At 34.6% G+C, this 22,545-nt stretch carries 19 protein-coding genes; 12 read left to right on the forward strand and 7 right to left on the reverse strand.

Features of this window, described 5'->3' with window-relative positions; genetic code table 11:
• Positions 1 to 122 precede the first annotated feature (122 nt).
• The 4 genes from IEW94_RS07125 to IEW94_RS07140 form a co-directional block, all read right to left on the reverse strand.
• Positions 123 to 2,498, reverse strand: coding sequence for a LamG domain-containing protein (locus tag IEW94_RS07125; RefSeq protein WP_188651458.1), 2,376 nt, complete (start codon positions 2,496 to 2,498; stop codon positions 123 to 125).
• 20 nt (positions 2,499 to 2,518) lie between these two features.
• On the reverse strand, positions 2,519 to 4,042 hold the full coding sequence (locus tag IEW94_RS07130; RefSeq protein ID WP_188651460.1) for a RagB/SusD family nutrient uptake outer membrane protein: 1,524 nt from the start codon (positions 4,040 to 4,042) through the stop codon (positions 2,519 to 2,521).
• Between the two features lie 11 nt (positions 4,043 to 4,053).
• Positions 4,054 to 7,077: a SusC/RagA family TonB-linked outer membrane protein gene (locus IEW94_RS07135; RefSeq protein ID WP_188651462.1), complete on the reverse strand. Its 3,024-nt coding sequence runs from the start codon at positions 7,075 to 7,077 to the stop codon at positions 4,054 to 4,056.
• A 229-nt stretch (positions 7,078 to 7,306) separates the two neighbouring features.
• On the reverse strand, positions 7,307 to 10,105 hold the full coding sequence (locus IEW94_RS07140) for a helix-turn-helix and ligand-binding sensor domain-containing protein (protein WP_188651464.1): 2,799 nt from the start codon (positions 10,103 to 10,105) through the stop codon (positions 7,307 to 7,309).
• Positions 10,106 to 10,324: 219 nt separating this feature from the next.
• On the opposite strand from IEW94_RS07140, the gene IEW94_RS07145 reads away from it, so the two are divergent.
• From IEW94_RS07145 to IEW94_RS07185, 9 genes are all read left to right on the forward strand, one after another.
• Positions 10,325 to 10,753 carry a hypothetical protein gene (locus IEW94_RS07145; protein ID WP_188651466.1) on the forward strand — a complete coding sequence of 143 codons (429 nt, stop codon included), beginning with the start codon at positions 10,325 to 10,327 and terminating at the stop codon, positions 10,751 to 10,753.
• 99 nt (positions 10,754 to 10,852) lie between these two features.
• Positions 10,853 to 11,188 carry an arsenosugar biosynthesis-associated peroxidase-like protein gene (locus IEW94_RS07150; RefSeq protein ID WP_188651474.1) on the forward strand — a complete coding sequence of 112 codons (336 nt, stop codon included), beginning with the start codon at positions 10,853 to 10,855 and terminating at the stop codon, positions 11,186 to 11,188.
• Between the two features lie 60 nt (positions 11,189 to 11,248).
• A complete protein-coding gene (gene arsS / locus IEW94_RS07155) occupies positions 11,249 to 12,304 on the forward strand; it encodes an arsenosugar biosynthesis radical SAM (seleno)protein ArsS (protein WP_188651476.1) in 1,056 nt (351 codons plus the stop codon).
• A gap of 3 nt (positions 12,305 to 12,307) precedes the next feature.
• Complete coding sequence (locus IEW94_RS07160; RefSeq protein ID WP_188651478.1) at positions 12,308 to 12,799, forward strand: rhodanese-like domain-containing protein; 492 nt, start codon at positions 12,308 to 12,310, stop codon at positions 12,797 to 12,799.
• A gap of 1 nt (position 12,800) precedes the next feature.
• Positions 12,801 to 13,478, forward strand: coding sequence for a TIGR04282 family arsenosugar biosynthesis glycosyltransferase (locus tag IEW94_RS07165; protein ID WP_188651480.1), 678 nt, complete (start codon positions 12,801 to 12,803; stop codon positions 13,476 to 13,478).
• Positions 13,471 to 14,283: a purine-nucleoside phosphorylase gene (locus IEW94_RS07170; protein WP_188651482.1), complete on the forward strand. Its 813-nt coding sequence runs from the start codon at positions 13,471 to 13,473 to the stop codon at positions 14,281 to 14,283. Before IEW94_RS07165 ends, IEW94_RS07170 begins: the two co-directional genes overlap by 8 nt.
• Before the next feature lie 66 nt (positions 14,284 to 14,349).
• A complete protein-coding gene (locus IEW94_RS07175) occupies positions 14,350 to 15,234 on the forward strand; it encodes a sterol desaturase family protein (RefSeq protein WP_188651483.1) in 885 nt (294 codons plus the stop codon).
• The gene (locus IEW94_RS07180) at positions 15,231 to 15,935 is read left to right on the forward strand and encodes a DUF547 domain-containing protein (protein WP_229669480.1); all 705 of its coding nucleotides are present in this window, start codon (positions 15,231 to 15,233) and stop codon (positions 15,933 to 15,935) included. Before IEW94_RS07175 ends, IEW94_RS07180 begins: the two co-directional genes overlap by 4 nt.
• Positions 15,928 to 16,620: a TIGR04283 family arsenosugar biosynthesis glycosyltransferase gene (locus IEW94_RS07185; RefSeq protein WP_188651485.1), complete on the forward strand. Its 693-nt coding sequence runs from the start codon at positions 15,928 to 15,930 to the stop codon at positions 16,618 to 16,620. The genes IEW94_RS07180 and IEW94_RS07185 overlap by 8 nt, the downstream gene beginning before the upstream one ends.
• Here IEW94_RS07185 and IEW94_RS07190 read toward each other — a convergent pair.
• Together IEW94_RS07190 and IEW94_RS07195 are read right to left on the reverse strand one after the other, a co-directional pair.
• Positions 16,617 to 17,351 carry a metallophosphoesterase family protein gene (locus IEW94_RS07190; RefSeq protein ID WP_188651487.1) on the reverse strand — a complete coding sequence of 245 codons (735 nt, stop codon included), beginning with the start codon at positions 17,349 to 17,351 and terminating at the stop codon, positions 16,617 to 16,619. The two genes, IEW94_RS07185 and IEW94_RS07190, sit on opposite strands and share 4 nt — an antisense overlap.
• 97 nt (positions 17,352 to 17,448) lie before the next feature.
• A complete protein-coding gene (locus tag IEW94_RS07195; RefSeq protein ID WP_188651489.1) occupies positions 17,449 to 18,456 on the reverse strand; it encodes a glycoside hydrolase family 113 in 1,008 nt (335 codons plus the stop codon).
• A 102-nt stretch (positions 18,457 to 18,558) separates the two neighbouring features.
• On the opposite strand from IEW94_RS07195, the gene IEW94_RS07200 reads away from it, so the two are divergent.
• The 3 genes from IEW94_RS07200 (at position 18,559) to IEW94_RS07210 (ending at position 21,301) form a co-directional block, all read left to right on the forward strand.
• Positions 18,559 to 18,990 carry a hypothetical protein gene (locus IEW94_RS07200; protein ID WP_188651491.1) on the forward strand — a complete coding sequence of 144 codons (432 nt, stop codon included), beginning with the start codon at positions 18,559 to 18,561 and terminating at the stop codon, positions 18,988 to 18,990.
• Positions 18,991 to 19,106: 116 nt separating this feature from the next.
• Positions 19,107 to 19,799, forward strand: a complete 693-nt coding sequence (locus IEW94_RS07205) for a glycosyltransferase family 2 protein (RefSeq protein WP_188651493.1) — start codon at positions 19,107 to 19,109, stop codon at positions 19,797 to 19,799.
• Entirely contained in the window at positions 19,796 to 21,301 is a 1,506-nt protein-coding gene (locus tag IEW94_RS07210) for a cellulose synthase family protein (protein WP_188651495.1), read from the forward strand. Before IEW94_RS07205 ends, IEW94_RS07210 begins: the two co-directional genes overlap by 4 nt.
• On the opposite strand, the gene IEW94_RS07215 is transcribed toward IEW94_RS07210, so the two are convergent.
• Positions 21,298 to 22,524: a M20/M25/M40 family metallo-hydrolase gene (locus tag IEW94_RS07215; protein ID WP_188651497.1), complete on the reverse strand. Its 1,227-nt coding sequence runs from the start codon at positions 22,522 to 22,524 to the stop codon at positions 21,298 to 21,300. The two genes, IEW94_RS07210 and IEW94_RS07215, sit on opposite strands and share 4 nt — an antisense overlap.
• Positions 22,525 to 22,545 lie beyond the last annotated feature (21 nt).

Genomic DNA, 22,545 nt, shown 5'->3' on the forward strand with positions numbered 1-22,545 from the left:
TAAATTTAGCTGCATTATTTAAATGCAGCCAAATTCAAATAAAAACAAACAAATACTCAAAAACAATTAAACTAAAACCTTAAATACTAGAATGAGTGTTTAAGGTTTTAGCCAATTAAAAATTAATTATTGTTCATGATTGCTTGTATCTCTTCAGTTGTTAATACATGGTCAAATAGATAGAGTTCATCTATCTCGCTTGAATCTGATAGGTGCCCCCAGCCTATAAAGTTAGGCGCTCCAGAACCAATGGAAAGATCCGTGCAACCTGCCCAGCTTATTGGTGTAGATCCCAAACTTCCGCTATTAGCAACTGCAACACCATTAAAATATATCTGGGTGGTAGTTGTTGAAACAGTAAATGCAATATGCACCCATTCGCCTGCGGTAACATCTATGACATCGCCATCATTCCAAACATCACCTCCATTACCAACTTGTAGCTTAATACGTTGCTCTGTAGCACTACCCTCTCTAAAAAGCCTAAACCCAGAATTTCTATCGTCTGTGTCATTAACCCTTGGAGGCGCCACCGTTAAAATTCCGGCCCTATCAGGGGTTGCATTTACTTTATACCAGAAAGCGCCACTAAATTCATCAGTAAATAAATTGGCGATTGGATATGATATGTAAGAATCTGTTGCTCCTAAATAGGCATCAGTTCCAAGAACACTTTCTCCTGCAAAACTAGGTGTACCTACCTCAGTTCCATCTGTATTGGTTACTTTATTGGTATAGGTTCCATCAAAAGGCATATACAATGTTGAGCCAAAATAAGGTGGTGTGTATGAGCCTCCAACAATTTGCACAACCTCTTCGGGTGATAATGCTTTGTTATAGAAACGTAATTCATCTATTACGCTACTGTCTGACAAATGATTCCAGTAAGTAAATGAAGGTGCACCTGATGCTATTGTAAACGTGTTGCATCCTGTCCAATCAATTGGAGCCGCTAACGTAGCCGAATTCACTTCAACACCATTAAAATAAATTTTACTTTCTGTATCTGAAATAGTAACGGCAACTTGTACCCATTCACCAGCAGTTACGTCAATTATACCTCCATCATTCCAACTTTCTCCCGTTCCTGTTCCAACATTTAATTTGATACGCTGCTCTGTGCCACTTCCTTCCCTAAATATTCTAATTCCTTGCTTTCTGTTTTCTGGAGTATCATTTCCAATAACTAAAATACCCGCTCTATCTGGGCTTGAATTAACCTTATACCAAAATGTAGTACTGAATTGGTTGCTCATCAAACCATCCGCAGGATATGTTAGATAAGAATCTGCAGCTCCTAAATAGGCTCCATCACCCACGTAAGATTGGTCTGTAATCTCGGGAGACCCGGATACTTCAGCTGCTCTACCGCCTATTAAGTCTATATATCCATGATCAAAAGGCATGTAAAATGATTCTCCGGCATATTGAGGAACATAAGGGCTGTAAGAATTAATCATGATTTGAATGTCTGATTGCGACAAAGCCTTATTAAAAATGCGCAATTCATCAAAATCACTATTATCAGATTTATGATCCCAATACGAAAAAGTTTCGCCTCCAGAACCAATTGTAAGAGGTCCCACTCCCGTCCAGTCAATTGGAGCGTCTAAAGTTGCTGAATTCACTTCAACACCATTAAAATAAATTTTAGTTTCGGTTTGAGAAATGGTAAAAGCCACATGAACCCATTCACCTGCGGTAACATCAATAACGCCACCGTTATTCCAACTTTCACCAGTACCAGTACCAACATTTAATTTGATACGTTGTTCTGTAGCACTACCTTCTCTAAACAATCTAAAGCCTTGAGTTCTGTTCTCATCAGCACCAGCAACTAAAATACCTGCCCGGTCTGGGTCTCCACTTACTTTATACCAAAACGCAGCACTAAATTCATTACTTTTTAATCCATCCGTTGGAAACGTCAAATAAGAATCTGTTGCGCCTTTATAGGCATTTGTACCAGCATAACCACTTCCGGCAAATCCTGGGGAACCAACTTCGTCAGCAATTTTAAAACCTATTAAATCTCTGTAGTCACCATCAAATGGCATATACAGGACTTCTCCATCAAATAAGGGAGTATATGGCGGTTGTTTGCTAAAATTAACTTCACTTGTGGTTGTTTTACCTTCTATATCTGTTGCTGTTACTTTCAGCACATGATCACCATCAACTAAGTTATTATAAGTATATTCTTCTAGTGCTCTTCTATAGTCATTAAAAGAATTAAAACCAGTTATTTTACTGCCATCCATGAATATGGAAATATCTGCTATCTCAATATCATCCGTAACTTCAATTTTTATGTTAATTGAGGTCACATCTTCAAACACTTTTATTGCAGTTCCTTCTGTTGGAGTCACTATTTTAACTACTGGCGCAGTCTCATCAACTCCCGGATCAACTTTTGTTATGGGGTCAATACCATCATTACACGACACTGCAATTAGTATCATCAAAAGCCCAATTATGTATTTTAATATATTTTTCATATTATTTAGTTTAAATCAATTTAATTCTCCAACGGTAAGGCATCTACTTGAGCCTGTGGATAAGGCAGCATAGCCTTATCAGCGCTAAAAGTTCTACCATCATAGCTTAACTCATTATAATCACCTAATCTGATTAAATCAAAATATCGAATGCCCCATTCCAATCCTAATTCGGCAAATTTCTCGTTCAAAACGTCTTGAGTTGTCACTCCAGAAATGGGTAATAATCCAGCACGTTGTCTTACAGCATTAACCGCTTGGTCGGCCGTCATTGCTGAACCTGTAGCACCATGTGTTAACGCTTCGGCATACATGAGTAAAATCTCTGCATAACGAATGCAAATATTATTTTTACCAGCTCCATAATTGTTTCTACCAGCGGTTAATTGAATAGACGGCAAATAGTGTTTTCCGCTTGAAAACAGTGTACGCACATTATCCTCTATAACATCCCCATCCCTGGTTGTATTTGAAATAAAAGAAGGCAAGGTTGCATAGTTTGGATCTGATTGTATTTCAGCAATTCCCTGATTGGTGAACAATACACTAGTCTCTAAACGTACCGTTTCATTTCTATCAAGCATAAACTTGATATACTTTAAACTAGGCTCATAAAAACCCCATCCTCCTTCTGCATTTGCTCTTGCAGGTGTATATTTTGCTGGTCCGAATGGTGCGTACAAATGATAGAATGTATCGCCTGTTCCTGAATTGTAATCTGAATATTGCATTTCCAACAAGTTTTCATCACTCAACTCACCAGGCTTTTTAAATTCCTCATAAAAATCTGGAAACAACGAAAACTTCCCTGAAGCTATTATTGCACCAGCGGCATCAGCAACACCTTGATAGTTTTTAAGTTCTTGATTTGCCATGGCCTTTAAAGCCAAAGCTGTGTACTTGGTAACACCTCCTGGAACATCTTGACGTTCATTTGGTCGCATATCTGGAAGATACGGCATAGCTTCATCCATTAAATCTGAAATATATTGCATTACTTCATCCTTGGTAGCTACACCTGCTTCAATTTCATTATCTGGAATAGCCGTATTGATAATAAATATGCTACCCCATAATCTGGATAAATTAAAATGTAACCAAGCCCTTAACACTTTGGTTTCGGCTATATATTGATCGGCTCTGTCATAATCACTTGGATCTGCAAGTTCTTTATAATTTTCAATTAAAGAGGCAGCGTTGTTTACACTAACTATATCTGCATAATGTAAATTCCAAAGCGAATTATACATCCAGTTGTCTGGGCTATAAATATAGTTATCCGTATCCTGTAGTGGTACTTGATCTCCACCTGCATTTACATCATCTCCTCTAACAGCCATTAATAAATATTCTTCCCATCCTCTGGTAGCAAATGCATTATAGGCTCCAATTAATGGTTGAATCATTTGATCTGTATCACTATAATCTACATCACTTGTATTGACCTGACCTGCTTTAATATCCAACTTATCACTACATGAAAGAAAGCTTATTAAAATAAGTGATAAGACACTTAAACTAAATTTGTTTTTTAAATTTTTCATATTCAATTTTTTTAGATTTTTATATTAACACCAAAGGTATACACACCCGGAACCGGATATGTCTGTCTGTCTACTCCATCGGAAACCTCTGGATTAAATCCGTTGTATTTGAAAAATGTAAATGGACGATCTGCTGTTAACGTAAATCTGGTTTCTGGCATGTTTTTGCCAAAAAGTTTTTCACCTTTTAAAGTATAGGCTAATTGGATATTCTGAATTCTAAAAAAATCGCCGTCTTCAACCCAGAAATTACTTAATTTTTGATTCCATCCTTTACGTAGGCCTGCTGATGATGGATATGAATTACTAGTGCCTTCTCCATGCCATCTGTTGATGGCCAAATCAGCATCCATATTGGTGTCATTGGTGAAAATAATCTCACCACGTTTTCTGTTTAAAATTTTACTTCCTGTTTGGCCATAGAAGCTTACTGATAAATCAAAATCTTTATAAGAAACCCCTATATTACCTCCATACATGATTTTTGGTAAGTAAGATCCTAATACCTTACGATCATTATCATCGATAACACCATCATTATTAGCGTCTTTATAAATTAAATCACCAGGAACCAAATTGTTGGCAACCGCTATGGGATCTGCATCAATTTGGGCTTGATTTTGATATACACCCATTGTTTGATAGCCGTAAAATGCTTTTATTGGTTGTCCCACTATGGTTCTTTGTCTAAATTCAGCACTACCAGCGTCAATGTATCCTTTTGGATCGGTGAGGCTTATTGTTTTGTTTTTTAACGTTGTAAAGTTAGTGCCAATTGAATAGCTGAAATCTGGTGATACTGTTTTGTTCCAATTAACGGCCAATTCCAAACCTTGGTTTCTAATCACACCTGAATTTTTCTCTATTGTAACATTAATAATAGGCACAAAAACGGGCATGATGGCATTTTTGGTATCCCTAATATAATAGTCTGCATCAATAGTCAAATTATTGTCAAGCAGACCCAAGTTAATCCCGAAGTTATTTTCTTCAATAACTTCCCAAGTATTGTCAGTATATGTACTACTGGATGTTATTCCATTTGTTTCAATATCTCCTATATCTGTTGAAATAGAGGTGATGGTATTTGTTCCAGAACTAGCGGCAACATTATCATTACCCAATTTACCCCAACTGGCTCTTAATTTTAAATAATCAAAAACACCATTGTTTTTCATAAAATTCTCATTGGAAATCACCCAGCCAGCACCCACTGACGGAAAGTAACCCCATGGATCTTTAGTGAATTTTGATGAACCATCGGCTCTTATTGTTCCATATAACAGATATTTATCCTTGAAATTATAAGCTGCTCTACCAAAATAAGAAACACCATATCTTCTGCCTACACTTCCACCTCCAACTCTTGAAGTAACATCTGTTGCGTTAACAAACCATGACGTTTCCAAATCAACTGATTTGATATTGGAACCGTTTGCACTAAGATTGTCATTAGCTTCATCTCTGTAGGATGTACCACCCATTAAGGTTAGATTATGGTCTCCAAATGAATCTGTATAGGTTAAAATATTGTCCCAAATTTGGTTTGAGTAGGTATTGTCTACTCTGTTGATGCTGGAAATCCTGTCAACATTATTACCCAAATTATAGGGCAGGTTAACATAGCGTTCATTGATTACTGAAAAATCGTGATTATATGTTGTTTTAAAGTTCAACTTATCAGGTATCAAATCAACTTGAAAATAAATACTTGATAACAGTTTACGAATCTTCAATTGATTATTATTGTAACGCATTGCAGGAAATGGATTTTGCGTATTACGATAACCTAAAACCTGTGCATTAGAATAATGATCAGGGAAAGCATTAACCATATACGCATCATTTACAGGATCTACAACAGGCATTATAGGTACTGCAAAATAGGCTTGAAACCAAGCGGCATTTTCAGCATTATATTTTGTGGCATTACTAAAAACCGAATTAACACCTATTTTAAATCTATCGGAAAGTTTTACATCAATTTTAGAACGAACATTAAATCGTTCATATTCATTTTTCATGTCTAAAATACCTTCTTGAGAAAGATAATTGGCGCCCACAGAATATGTTACATTCTCTGAACCTCCAGTAACCCCTAAGCTATGGCTTTGAATTAAGCCTGGTCTTAAAATTTCCTTAAACCAATCTGTATTAACATCTGGCACATTTGGATTGACTCTACTACGCCCGTAGCGCTGCATGGCATTTAATATAAAATTAATATCGGCCTGTGAACCCGACTCATAAGCCATAGTTGTGAATTGCTCTGCATTTGCCAATTTCAAAACGTTTTGAGCAAACTGAACGCCCGTGTAACCATCATATTCAAACTTAGGTTTCTGTTCAATTCCTCCTGTCTTTGTTTTAATAATAATAACACCATTGGCCGCTCTAACACCATATATAGCTGAAGAAGATGCATCTTTTAAGACTGTAATGGATTCAATATCCTTGGTATTTAAAAAATCAATATTGGTATAAAACATGCCATCAACAACATATAATGGTTTAGTATTATCATTATTATAAGACCCAATACCTCTAAGTCTAATGGTAGGCGAGTCCCCAGGAGAGCCTGTACTTACAACTTGTACTCCAGGCACTTTACCTTGCAGTGACTGCATCACATTGGCTGTTGGTGTTCTTTCCACGTCTTCAGATTTAACTGTGACAATAGATCCCGTCAAATCAGATTTTTTCTGTGTACCATAACCAACCAAAACAATCTCGTCTAATGATTCAACATCGATGTCCAAAGCCACATTGATGACACTTTGATTGTTAACAGTTATAGTTTTTGTTTTGAAGCCTATAGAGGTAAACTCTAAGGTTTCTCCACTGTCTACTTTAATGGAGTAGTTTCCATCAAAATCTGTGCTCGCTCCCCTGCTGGTTCCTTGCACAATGACATTCACCCCCGGAATTGGCTGACTGTCTTCAGAACTAGTGACCGTACCCGTAACCGTAATATTTTGGGCATAACCGCTAACGGTGAGTAGAGTTAGTAATAAAAGAATAATTTTTGCTTTCATATACATGATTGAATTAATTTGTTTAGTTGAGTACAAGATAAAATGAATTTAACTTTTGTAATAAAATCAGTTTACGCTTTAAATACGTCACTAAGCCATTTTACTTATAAACAGCTATTATTGACGTATCATTAAGTTACAAAAAAGTGAGTAAATATTGCGTTTAAAACGTTATATGACGTAGTTTTGACGTGTTAAAATATTAAAATAACGTAGTTTTTGAAGTAGATTATTCAAAATTTATCAAATAATTGGACAAAGAAATATCATTCTCTAATTTTAATTTCTTCTTTAATCTGTATCTGTGTGTCTCTAAACCTCTTACGGAAACATTTAACAAAGGTGCAATTTCCTTGGTTGCTAAATTCATTTTAATGTAGGCACATATTTTTAAATCCTTTGGTGTCAACTTAGGATGTTTGGCCTTAAGACCTTTGAAGAAATCTTCATGTACTTGATTGAAATTATACTCAAATATTTTCCATTCATCTTTATGAGCAATGGAACTATCCACTTTTTTCAATAACTTTTTATAGGCATACACATTATCAAAACTATCTTTATTATGATTGAGTTCCTTTTTTATTTCTTGTAAAGTCTCGTTCTTTTTGACTAAAGCCATTGCTGTATTGGCTAGCTGTTTGCTTTTTAATTTAACTTCGTTTTTTAACGATTCATTTTTCAATTGAACAATACGCTTTTCATTTTCCAAGGTTTTTTCCCTTAGAATTTCTTGCTGCTCTCTGGCAAATTTTATTTTTAAAAGACGTTGCTCCCTAGTTAATTTTCTCTTATTGAAATAATAAAAAATTGCAAGCCCAATTAGAATTAGAACTATATAAAGAACAATTCCTTCTGTGGCTTTGTACCAAGGAGGCAAAACATTTAGTTTAATTTTACAACTATCCGATGAGTTACCTAAGTTGTTACTTGTTCTGACCAGAATGGTATACGTTCCATCTTTAAGATTGGAAAGCTCTAAATGATTTTTGTCTAATTTTTTCCATTTGGTTGAATCTAATTCCTCAATGGCATATTCAAAAAAATGGTTGTTTGATTTAGGTGACGATACCGAAACACCAAAACTACTCTTTAAATTAATCTCTAAAGCTTTGTTTGATTCTAGATCAATCAATTCTTTATCAATTTCAATTTTGTCAATTGTAGGTTTTTCCAATATTGGGTGTACATGGGATGCGCCATCAATCAACATAAAACCATTATTTAAATTTAGGGCAAAAGTTGAATCTGTAATTTTTGAAATGTTTTCATTGCCAACAATTAGCCTGTTTTCAAAATTATTATTTGATAGTGATATTTCTTTATCATCACTTGTCAATGACCTGAAACTTATGGCATCATATGGCTTTTTTAAAGCTAGGGGCTCAACGTCATCTTCAGAAATGATATAAGAGTTTTTTCCGAAATTGTCGTTTAACAATTTTGAAGGCACTATGCTATCCAAAATGGGTTCATACTTCAACCAACCATCATTTGTTTTAAAGAAAATATCATGTTTTATTTTATATACCCTAACATTAAAATCGGAAAATTGTCCTTTAGAATTATAATTTTCAACACTGACGATAGAATCAAGGCTACTATTAAATTTAATTTTGTACAATCCCTTATAGGCATGAGCAGCCCAAGCGGTCCTTTGATCTTCAAATACCAAATATTTGATAGGCATTGTTGTCTTTCTAAAACGCTTAACATTCCAATGATTGTTTTCCTTTTTAAACTTTACCAGTCCCGTATAGGTTCCTTGTATATAGGTGTTGCTTTCTTCAGGAACTTTTTTAATGACCCAGCCTCCTGTATTTGATGATATTTTTTTGATTTTATAATCCTCAACCAAAAATGTTCCTTCATTATGCCCACAAAATAGCTCGCCATCAATTTCTTTTAAGTTCCATACTTGTGCCTGAGACCCTTTTATGAATTGCAATTTATTCTCTTTGTCTATATAAAATAATCCAGTGTTACTTCCTAAGTAAATGTCACCTTTAAACTTAATAACATCATAAACGGCACCTAGCCTACCTGAAACATCATTATAAAAATAATTATGATTGTTCAAATCAATATAAGCCAATCCATTGTCTAGCCCAAGCCATAACTTATTTTCAGTATCTAAATCTTGACTTAAAACCGTATTGTTAATCAACCCATTTTCCTTACTCACATGAAACATGACCTTACCATTATCATCCGTAAAATAGATGCCGTCTTTGATAGTTCCAAAAGCCATGTTCCCATTGGATAATTTTGAAAATCCATTTAATAAATGCTGTTTTATAAATTCATTAACTTCAAAATCTATTGGATGAAGTGTGTTATTCTCAAAAACCAAACACCCTTTTAATGATGTCATTATCAATAATTCACCTTTGTACTTCACTACAGACAAGACTTTGGTGTTTTCTAGAATTGGATCTTCTATTATAGGAATTAATTTATCATTTTGAAGCTCAAATATTCCATTGTTTAATGTAGAAACATATAATATACCATCAACCAAACTGCAAGAAATAACAGTAGATTTAGGTTTTATCTTTTTAATATCTCCATCAAATTTATATAAATATATGTTTTGAAATGACCTAAACACAATTCCTTCATTAAAGGATAAAATCTGCCAAATTTCCTCATCTGGTGAAATATCTTTTTTTACAAGATCACTTAAAGAATTATAGACCAATATCCCTTTAGAATTTTTTTTCCAATACCCAAATTCTTCATAAGAACCCGTAAAAACCAAACCATTATAAGCTAAAACTGACCGAATGGTTGTTTTGTTTGGAAGCTCAAAAAAATCCCATTTTAGCCCATCATATTCCAGTAAGCCATTATTATTGGCCACATAAAGCAATCCGTTTTCATCTCTGGAAACACCCCAGTTTTGATTCCCGGCGTTATATTCAGACAAAGAAAAGTTTTGAAAATATGGTGTGTATTGCGCATGTGCCGAAAACGCTGTTAACAGTAAAAAGAATAAAGCAACTTGAATATTTAATTGTAATCGCATTATTTAAAAGTTTCAAACTAATAACAAACTAAAATACATAACAAAAAGTTAATGATATCAAATCTAGTTTATTTTAAATATAATTAAAGGTTTAAGACTGTTTTTCGCTTGAAATGAATCAAATCACCATTAAATCAGCCAATTACATAATAATATCTAAAAAAATTGACATATATCAATTTTTTAATACCTTTAAAAACAAACTAACGCCCCTTAAGAATGAATAATAGTATTTACAAGTACTTAATTATTAAGCCATTAAACCTCATTATACAATTCCATCAAAACGATTTAACCTTTGAAGGTTTAAAAAAACTAAAACAATCCATAATTGATGACAAAGACTATGATGCCAATTTCAATTTTATTGTTGACTTAAGACTTTCAAATATAAAGATGACGCCAGATGAACTTCTAAGTTATGGCAATTGGGTTGAAGATGTGCTGAATGACAAACGAAAGCAAATGGCGCTACTTACATCAAATCCGCATCAAGTTACTCAGGCCATGTTGTTTAAGCTTAACGATAACCTGAAAAATTTATGTTATGATGTGTTTTGTACTACAGAAGGCGCACTACACCATGTAGATATTGATATTTCCAATATGGAATTTATAGAACGTGAAATAGAAAAGCTGAAATCTTAAATTAACGCTTCACCCTTTTGCAAAACTTTTGTTAAGTCTGTTTAAATGACTCGACAAATAAGGTTAGATTCATATCTTTATAGAAAAACATTTAACCTTATGCAAAAGACATACTACGACCCGGCAGACCTAAAAAAATTTGGAAACATTTCAGACTGGAATGAAGAACTAGGGAAAAAATTCTTTGACTATTACGGAAAGGTTTTTGAGGAAGGCGCTTTATCAGAGCGCGAAAAATCCTTGATTGCCCTAGCGGTTGCCCATACCATTCAATGCCCTTATTGTATTGACGCTTATACAGGTGATGGCTTACAACGTGGCATTACCAAAGCGGAAATGATGGAAGCACTTCATGTAGCGGCGGCCATTCGTGGTGGCGCATCCTTAGTTCATGGTGTGCAAATGATGAATAAAGTTAATAAGCTTGATATGTAAGTTTTTTTGAATACATCGTCTTATTATACACATTATACACATCTCAAATCATCTTAAATTTTGGTTACAGCATCTTTACATAAACGAAAAAGCGATTTAGCAAACAGTAAACGACAACTTGAAATTTTATCTAACGGAATCTTTCAAAGTGAGGATTTACCCAAATTTGCTGATAAAATTGCTGAAACAAGTCAATTCCCGCTCAGGTCAAAAACACTGGAAGTCCTTCAAATTAATGTGGGATATATGTGCAATCAGGTTTGTGAACATTGCCATGTAGATGCTGGTCCAGACCGACAAGAAATCATGACCAAGGAAACCATGTTACAGTGTTTGGAAGTCATTAAAAAAACAGGTGCTCATACCTTGGATTTAACAGGTGGCGCACCAGAGATGAATCCACATTTTCGTTGGTTTGTTGATGAAGCCTCAAAAATTGGCATCAAGGATTTTATTGTACGTTCCAACCTTACCATTATAAAGGCCAATAAAAAATTTGCCGATTTGCCGGAGTTTTTCAAATCACACAATGTACATGTAGTGTCTTCCATGCCACATTGGACTCAAGGAAAAACTGATAAACAACGAGGAACGGGTGTTTTTAGTCAATCCATTGAAGCTCTAAAAGAATTAAATGCCGTAGGATATGGCATGCCCGATAGTAACTTGCGATTGGATTTGGTTTACAATCCATCGGGTGCTTTTTTACCAGCAAATCAAGCGTCCTTGGAAAAAGATTTCAAAAAAGCCTTGTTGGAAGATTTCAACATTCATTTCCATAATTTATTTGCCATCACAAACTTACCAATCAGTCGGTTTTTAGACTATTTGATAGCGTCTGATAATTACGAGGATTATATGTATACATTGGTTGAAGCCTACAATCCGGAAGCTGTTAAAAACGTGATGTGCACCAACACATTATCCGTAAGTTGGGATGGTTATTTATATGATTGTGATTTTAACCAAATGCTTCAATTGCCTGTAAATAGTAAGGTTAAACATATTTCAGAATACAATGAATATTTATTAAAAGGGCGGCCAATTGCCATTTCCCAGCATTGCTATGGCTGTACCGCAGGAGCCGGAAGCAGTTGTCAAGGTAGTGTTACTTAAGCCATGAAATTAAATCTGTTCATACTGCTCTTTTTTGCGACCTTTTTTGGCAATGCCCAAGAGTCACTTTCTAAATTATTAAATCAATACAACAAAAAACAGATTCCTTATATGTCTGTTCAAGAATTGGCCATGCCAAAAACGCAAGCTGTTATTTTGGACGCCAGAAAAAAAAACGAATATAAAGTAAGCCATATTAAAGATGCTATTTGGATTGGATATAACCAGTTTTCAATAGATTCTGTTCTCAAACAAGTTCCTGATAAAAATAAAGAGATTGTGGTTTATTGTTCTATTGGAATTCGATCAGAAACAATTGCCGCAAAACTAAAAAAAGTAGGTTACAATCATGTTTTCAATCTTTATGGTGGTATCTTTGAGTGGAAAAACAATATGTTCCCCGTCTATAATTCTAAAGAACAAGAAACCGATTCTGTTCATGTTTTTTCTAAAGAATGGGGCAAATGGCTAAAAAGAGGAATTAAAGTATTTTAAAATGGGATTATTAAGCACAAAGGATTCAGGCTCTGATAATGAATTAGCAACTAATTTTTATTTTCCAACCTCAAAAAGTGCTCTTATTATTTTCACCAGAAACCCGGAATTAGGCAAATGTAAAACCCGTTTGGCAAAAACGGTTGGTGATGAAGCGGCCCTGAATATTTACAAACACTTACTTAACCATACTGCCACAATTTCTGCAAAAGTGAATGCTGATAAATATGTGTTTTATTCTGAAACCATTAAAAAAAATGATTTGTGGAACCCTGATGTGTTCAGAAAAAAATTGCAATATGGTTACGACTTGGGCGCCCGAATGGAAAATGCCTTTTCTGAGTTATTTCAACTGGGTTATGAAAAAATCATCATTATTGGAAGTGATATTTTAGACCTCACAGCAAATAATGTAAATGACGCCTTTCAAATGTTAAACACGCATGACTTTGTTGTAGGGCCAGCAAAAGATGGCGGTTACTATTTGTTGGGCATGAAAACATTACACAATTCCATTTTTAAAAACAAGGATTGGGACTCATCTTCTGTGTTAAAAGATACGCTAGATGATATTCAAAATAGTAACTTTAGCTTGTTAGAAGAATTAAATGATATTGATACCTTTGATGATGTTAAACCATATCAAGAATTAAAGAAATATTACAGCACAAATGATTAAATACATTACAGAAACCACTGATTATTTAATATCCAAAGGGTTTGAAAACCCTGATATTGGCATCATCTTAGGAACAGGCCTGGGACAACTTGTAGATGAAATAGATATTCTTCATGAGGTAAGTTACAATCATATCCCTAACTTCCCAACGGCCACAGTAGAGTTCCATAAAGGCAAACTTATCTATGGAAATCTAGAAGGCAAAAAAGTGGTGGTCATGCAAGGACGTTTTCATATTTATGAAGGCTATTCGTTACAAGATGTCACCTATCCCGTTCGCATTATGCAACAATTGGGCATCCATACCCTTTTGGTTTCCAATGCTGCAGGCGCCATAAACCTTAACTTTAAAAAAGGGGAATTGATGCTAATTGAGGACCACATTAACCTACAAGGAAGTTCACCATTGGCCTTTAAAGGAGTAGAACATTTAGGAGAACGCTTTGCGGATATGAGCGCTCCTTACGATGCAGACATCAATTCTAAATTTGAAACCATTGCAAAAGAACATAACATCAATCTCCATAAAGGTGTTTATGCCAGTGTTGTGGGACCGCAACTGGAAACGAGAGCAGAGTACCGCATGCTAAAAACCATTGGAGCCGATGCAGTTGGCATGAGCACCGTTCCTGAAATTATTGTAGCTAACCATTTAAAACTAAAAGCGGCAGCGGTGTCAGTTTTAACGGATGAGTGCGACCCAAATAACCTAAAACCAGTTGATATTAATGATATTTTGGCAATGGCGGCCAAAGCAGAACCTGATATGATTACACTTTTTAAAGAATTGATTAAGAACTTATAATTATGAGTTCATGAGTTCATTTGATATCTACATTGACCAAAAATAACCTTGTTATCGTCTTTTTAAATGGAAAAATATTTAGACATCATAAAAAAATCCTATTTTGGTTACTGGAACTACCTCAAACATGAGTTGTTTTCCATTAACCACTGGGATAATTACTTTTATGGTTTAATTGGTATTTCACTATTGGTTTGGGGCTTGGAAATTCTTTTCCCGTGGCGCAAAGACCAGCCTCTGTTTAGAAAGGATTTTTGGTTGGATACGTTTTACATGTTTTTCAATTTTTTTCTTCTGAACCTTATTGTGCTTATTGCACTATCAAATACAGTTGCTGAATTTTTCAACGATATTTTAAAAACCATTGGATTATCAATTTCAAGTTTTCAACTGTTTGATGTTGATGACCTACCAAAACCAGTAGGATTACTCATCTTCTTTTTGATATCCGATTTTGTACAATGGAACACGCATAGATTATTGCATCGTGTGCCATGGCTTTGGAATTTTCATAAAGTACACCACTCCGTTAAACAAATGGGATTTGCAGCCCATTTGCGCTATCATTGGATGGAACCTGTGGTTTACAAATCCTTGCTCTATATTCCTTTGGCCATTATTGGCGGGTTTGATGCACAAGATGTTGCCATTGTGTTTTTTTTCAATATTGCCATTGGGCATTTAAACCATGCCAATTTAGGTTGGAACTACGGCCCATTAAAGTATGTTTTGAACAACCCCAAAATGCATATTTGGCACCATGCCAAAGAACTGCCTAAAAACAGAACATATGGTGTGAATTACGGCATTACACTCAGTATTTGGGATTACTTGTTTAAAACCGATTATATTCCGCATAGCGGCAGGGATATTGAATTAGGGTTTGAAGGTGATGACACATTTCCCAAAGATTTTGTCAATCAGGAATTATATCCATTAAGCAAAAAATGATGAAAGTCTATTTCAGTTTTATTTTTTGCTTATTTCTAAATCTATCAGCACACAGTCAAAATTTTGACCATTCATTATGGACTTCCATACTACAAAAATATGTCACCAATGATGGCCGTGTTGATTATAAATCAATTCAATCGCATCCTGAAAACCTAAACATCTATCTTCAAAAATTATCCAAAGCAAAGCCCAATAAAACATGGTCAAAAAATGAGACCTTGGCCTTTTGGATCAATGCTTACAATGCCTTTACCGTAAAATTGATTATTGATAACTATCCGGTTAAAAGCATCAAGGATATTAAAAACCCATGGGACAAAAAGTTTATCATCATCAATGGACAAACCATGTCATTAAACCATATCGAACATGATATCTTGAGAAAGATGGACGAACCCAGAATCCATTTTGCCATAGTTTGTGCATCGGTATCTTGTCCTAAATTGCAAAATGAAGCGTTTACAGCTTCAGAATTAAATACGCAATTAACCAATGCTGCTATTGAATTTTTGTCCGATTCAACCAAAAACACGATTTCTAAAAATAGCCTTGAGTTATCTAAAATATTTCAATGGTTTAAAAAAGATTTTAAACAACATGGCTCATTAATTGATTTTTTGAATCAGTATACCCACATTGGGATTTCTGGTAGCGCCACAATCAAATTTAAAGACTACAATTGGAATTTAAATGACTAAGCTTTCAATTATTATTCCTATTTACAATGAAGCTGATACCATAGCCAATCTGCTGAATTATCTTTTAAATACTACTTCTGAAAAAAATATTTCAGAAATCATTATAGTAGATGGCGGTAGTACCGATGATTCCATTAAAATTGTTTCAACATTCAAAAACATCACACTTATTCATTCTGAAAAAGGACGTGCCAAACAAATGAATATTGCCGCGAAACAGGCTTCAGGAAATATCCTGTATTTTTTACATGCGGATTCGTTTCCTCCAAAAAATTTTGATAACCTTATTATTGATGAAGTCAATAAAGGCCATTTGGCCGGTTGCTTTAAAATGCAATTTGATAGCAATCATTGGTGGTTACAGCTCATGGGATGGTTTACAAAGTTCCCTTGGTTTATTTGTCGTGGCGGTGACCAAAGCTTGTTTGTAACAAAGGAATTATTCCAAAAAATAGGCGGATTTAATGAATCCTATATCATTTATGAAGATAACATCATAATAAAAAAACTGTTTACATCCACTTCATTTAAAGTGATTCAAAAATCCATCCTCACATCGGCCCGGCTTTATAAAAAACAAGGTGTGTGGAAACTGCAATACCATTTTTTTATAGTTCATTTAAAATACTGGTTGGGTGCCGATGCAAAAGCACTACATACTTATTACAAAAAACATATTGGTTAAAAAGGATTACGCCCTTTTTCGTTTGGATACAATGTCCTTACAACATCACTTTGAAAAACCTCTTTTGTATTAATATCCATTGCTGAAAGCTTACCATAAAAAGCTGCGCCAGTATCAACATTCCAAATATTGGCGCCATTCATAGGCTCATAACTGTTATAATTAATAGTTGGTGTATGTCCTATATAAATTTCATGGTAATGCTTCAATCGATTTGGGTATAATTCCGAATCTTCATCTAAGTGCTTATCTAAAGACACTGCCATTTCCCAAAGGGTTCTGTCATAATAAAACGCTTCTTCAACAACTTCTTTTTCGACACCATGCATCGATGTAAACCCTGCATGAATGAATAATCGGTTTTTGTCATCAATATGATATAGTTTTAAGTTGTCAAAAAACTCTAAATGTTTCTTTTTTTCATCCTCTGAAAAACCATTATAACTCTCCATGGTTTCCTTTCCGCCATGCAGGTACCAGGTTTTGTTAACAGTATTGAATCTCAACCAATTTTCACACCAAACATCATGGTTCCCTTTTATGAAAATGCAATTGAATTTTTGGGAGAATTCCGTTAAAAACTGAATAACCTGTGCTGATTCACTCCACCCATCAACATAATCACCCATAAAAATGAATGTGTCTTCTTCTTTAACCTCCAGCTTATTCAACAACTGAACCAATGCTTTTAATGCGCCATGAATATCACCAACCACAAAAGTTCTCATCATTAGTCTTTTTTACAAAATTAACGGTTTCCATTTAACCAATAAATCACGCTTTTTGACAACCATTGAAAAACACCAAATAATTAAATCCATTTGAAACTTATTTTTTTGAATAAAAATCCTTTATGACTTGTTCTGCAGGTTTGTTTTGGGGCGTAAACCGCGTATTATTGTTTCCACCAGCAGTCTTATGGTTATGATGCCACTTCCAAATAAAGCCCCCGGCTATCCAATCTTCGTTCCAAAACGTTTCAAAAAAAGCTTGGGTAGCATTGGTTTGTGCCTGCAAATTAACAGTACCCATTTGCCTATCTGTCAACCAAGGTTTCTTTCCTGAAAAATCAACACTTCTATAACCAAATTCAGTGAACAAAACAGGTTTTTTTAAACTATCACAGGTGTGTTTCATTTCGGTTTTCCAACGGCCTAATCCCAATTTACAGGCCTCTACCGTTGGTGTTTTTAAATCACTTACTGGAAAATAGGCATCAATCCCAATATAATCCAACTTATTCCAAAACGGGGTTTGGTTATATTCATTCCAATTGGCCGCATAGGTTAACTTACCTTTATAGACCTGTCTTATTTTTTTGATTAACTCTTTCCAATAATTTGGACGGGCTTCAATAAAATGTTCCAATTCAGTACCAATGCAAAAAATATCGGCACCAATTTCTTGGGCCACTTCTGCATAATCCAAAATAAATTGGGTGTAAGAATTCTCAAAAGCCTTCCAATCTGCCTCTGTTTTCATGGTAATATCTCCGGTGAACTCACCCTTCCAAACCCATATTTGAGGTTTTATCATAATATGTATACCATTTGTTTTTAGCGCATGGATGTAATGTTTTACACCAGCTTTTGTTTCACCAAACCATTGTCGTTTTGAATTATATTGAATTATGGGATGTGACAAATCACGAATAAACCCAAACGGCATGATAGATGCATAATTGGCATGAATGTTCAACAAAGGTTTGATATGTATTTCTGTAATGGAATCTCTTGAAGCCACATAGCTTACCCCATTTATTTTTGAAGGATACTGCGTAGTTATCGCACAGTTGTTCAGCAAAAAACAGAAACAAAATGCATAAATTAGCTTCATAAGTTTGAATTAACATCTAAATTTAAACAAACCGTAGATATGTCATTAAGGTTTTAACAAATCTTACGACAAAAGCGTTGAATAGTTAATGATTACCATAAAATGAAAAACAATCAAACCGAGAACAAAGAACCCAATGCCTTAAAATGGGCTTTAAAATATGCTATTCCAGCAGGAATTGCAGGTATAATTTGCTGTGTAGCTCCTGCCGTATTGTTTATGTTTGGCCTAATGGGTGGGATTTATGCCATTTCTTTTGCTGACTTCTTTTATGCCGAAGATGGATCCGTTGGGCTTGGGTCTTGGATATTGAGAGGACTGGGTGTAATCATTGGAGGCTATGGCATTTATTTATATCGAAAAAAACAAAATCAATGCTCCATAGATCCCAAACGTAAAAAAAAGAATTTAATCTTGATGATCCTCATTACCATCATATTCGGCATTGGTATCTTTTTAACCTTAGAAAAATGGTCTTCTTGGTATTTTGACAAGCATATTGTTCCAGCTCAACAAGAAGAATACAAAAAATAAATGTGCAGTAATTTGCGCTGGGGAGACAAGAATTTCAAGATTATTGGAATGAACTTCACAAAACGTTAAAAAATTCATAAAATATTGTACTTTTGCACATTGATTGTTAGTATTTAATGCCCAGAATTAAAGTCATCATTCCTGCTTATAATGAAGAACATTCTATAGCAAATGTCATCAATGACATACCAAAAATTGTTGATGAAGTTATCGTGGTCAACAATAATTCCAATGATGAGACTGCAAAAAACGCAATAAAAGCTGGAGCAACAGTATTAACTGAAACTAATAAAGGTTATGGCTTTGCTTGTTTAAAAGGGCTTGATTATATAGCTGCCCATTCTGAAAAACCGGATATAATAGTGTTTTTAGATGGCGATTACAGTGATTATCCTGAAGAACTTTCAAAACTGGTAAAACCAATTATTGATGATAACATAGATTTGGTAATAGGAGCACGAACAAAAGCGTTACGAGAACCCCATTCCATGACACCGCAACAAGTGTTTGGCAACTGGCTTGCAACTTTTTTAATGAAATTCATGTACGGTGCACGTTTTACAGATTTAGGTCCATTTAGAGCCATAAAATATCAAAAGTTATTAGATTTGCATATGGAAGACAAGACTTACGGATGGACTGTTGAAATGCAATTAAAGGCCTTAAAGCAAAAATTATCGTACATTGAAGTTCCTGTGAAATACAAACAAAGAATAGGTGTTTCAAAAGTATCAGGAACCATAAAAGGTAGTATCTTTGCTGGCCTTATAATTTTAGGTTGGATTTTTAAATACAGTATTAAAAAATGATATTAGTTACGCTTACTATAATTGTTTATACCGTTGCCCTTCTACTTATTTTCACATATGCATTGGCCCAGCTAAATCTATTATTCAATTATTTAGCATCCAAAAAGCATGAGGACCATTGTATAACTTATGATTTTTCAAAACCAGAAGAGGTTCCTTACGTTACCATACAACTTCCTGTTTATAATGAAATGTATGTTATGGAACGGTTGCTGGACAACATTGCACAAATAGATTACCCTAAAGATAAACTGGAAATACAAGTTCTTGATGATTCAACCGATGAAACAGTTAAGACAACTCATGACCATATTGAGAAGCTAAGACAAACCGGTCTTGATATTAAACAAATTACCAGAACCGACAGAACAGGCTTTAAAGCTGGTGCACTTAAAGAAGGTCTTAAGATTGCCAAAGGCGAATTTATTGCCATTTTTGATTCTGATTTTCTGCCCAAAAAAGATTGGTTAAAACGTACCATACCTTATTTTAAAGACGAACATATAGGTGTTGTTCAAACACGTTGGGGACACATTAACCGTAATTATTCAATACTGACAAAAATTCAAGCTTTTGCACTGGATGCCCATTTTACTTTAGAACAAGTGGGCCGCAACAGCAAGGGACATTTTATCAATTTTAACGGAACTGCTGGTGTTTGGAGAAAAGAATGTATTATAGATGCCGGAAACTGGGAAGGTGATACCTTAACAGAAGATCTTGATTTAAGCTACAGAGCCCAACTTAAAAACTGGAAATTCAAATATCTTGAAGATGTAGAAACCCCTGCGGAACTTCCTGTAATTATAAGTGCCGCCAGGTCACAACAGTTTAGGTGGAATAAGGGTGGAGCCGAAAACTTTAGAAAAATGCTTTGGCGCATTCTCAAAAACGAAAATATCTCTGCCAAAACCAAAGTGCATGGGGTTTTACATTTACTTAACAGCACCATGTTTTTAAATGTTTTGATAGTTGCCGTTTTAAGTATTCCTATGCTTTACATTAAAAATGAATATGCTCACTTAAAACCATACTTCTATGTGATGAGCTTTTTTGTGATAAGCACCATTATTTTCTTTATTTGCTATTGGATTATGTACAAAAACATTTATGGTAGCGGTATCAAGAATTTCATTAAATATATTGGTATGTTTTTTACCTTTTTCTCCATTGCCATGGGCTTTTCATTACATAATTCTATTGCTGTTTTAGAAGGTCACTTAGGCAAAAAAAGCGAATTTATTAGAACTCCTAAATTCAATATAAATTCACTTAAAGACACCTGGAAAGAAAACAAATACATTAAAAAAAGCATTTCAATAAATGTGATTTTTGAAGGTCTTTTAATGCTGTATTTTGCATTTGGCATGTACAGTGCCTTTATAGTTGGAAACCAAGGGGGTGACTTTGGTCTATTCCCATTCCATTTAATGCTTTTTATTGGCTTTGGTTATGTGTTTTTTAATTCTATTTCATCAAATTTCAAAAGGCATCACAATTAAAAAGTGACATTCAACACAAGTGTACTGTCATTTCGTTTAATGGTAACTTGAGTGGTGTTTCCTTTTTCAAATTTTCCCAAAGATTTCATATAACTCATCATATCACTAACCTCATAATCACCCATTTTAATAACAACATCACCCTTTTGCATGCCCGCTTTTTGTGCAGGCTTATCTTCACTTACACCATCAATCCGCATGCCTTTACCACTAAATAAATAATCTGGCACAACTCCCAAGGTTACTTTAAATGCCGGTACTTCCTCACTTTCATTTTTTGTTTTTCTGAAAGCTAATTTTCCATCATCATTTAATTCTGTTATAATGGATAAAATGTATTGGGTTATTGTCTCCATACCCTCATAATTTAATTTATCAGAATCATCAGAAGGTTTGTGATAGTCTTCATGCTGACCAGTAAAGAAATGCAGCACAGGAATATCCATTAAATAAAATGATGTATGGTCGCTTGGCCCTACACCTGATTCGTTTTCAGTCACTTTTAAATCCCCTTTATAGGCAAAAAGCACTTGCTTGAAAATTGGGGATGTACCTACACCATAAACTGCAATGGATTTTTCTTTGTTTAATCGGCCAACCATATCCATATTCAGCATATAGTCTACTTTTTTTAAATCAATGGTTGGGTTTTTAACAAAATAATTTGAACCCAATAAGCCCATCTCTTCACCAGAAAAAGCTATAAACAAATAGTTGTTATTGGTGTCCTTGTTCTTTAAACCAGCCGCAAGGTGTAACATAGCTGCAACACCACTTGCATTGTCGTCGGCTCCATTATGGATTTGAGGTGTTTCACCCCTATACAATGACCCTTCAATGCCCATACCTAAATGGTCATAATGAGCTCCAATAACAATGGTGTTTTCAGCATTATTATTTAAAAAACCAATCACATTGGTTCCTGTTGTGGTGCTATCTTCGGCTTTACTTACATAGGTTACTTTACCATGGGGATCGCTTTTATCAATAAATGAAAATTCCTGAAAATATCCGTTTGTGCCTTTAGGTTCTAACCCTATATTCTTGAATCTATCAGCTATATAGTTGGCTGCCATAATCTCATAAGGCGTACCGGTTTGCCTGCCATGAAGACTGTCTGATGCCAAAACAACAACATCATCTTTCATGGATATTTCAACAGGTTTTTCTCTTTTACATGATATAAACAACGCGATGACAAACAAGACACATATTGGCTTCATAAGTTTGATTTTGTTAAGTTT

This window comes from Yeosuana aromativorans, assembly GCF_014646655.1.
Classification (GTDB): domain Bacteria; phylum Bacteroidota; class Bacteroidia; order Flavobacteriales; family Flavobacteriaceae; genus Yeosuana; species Yeosuana aromativorans.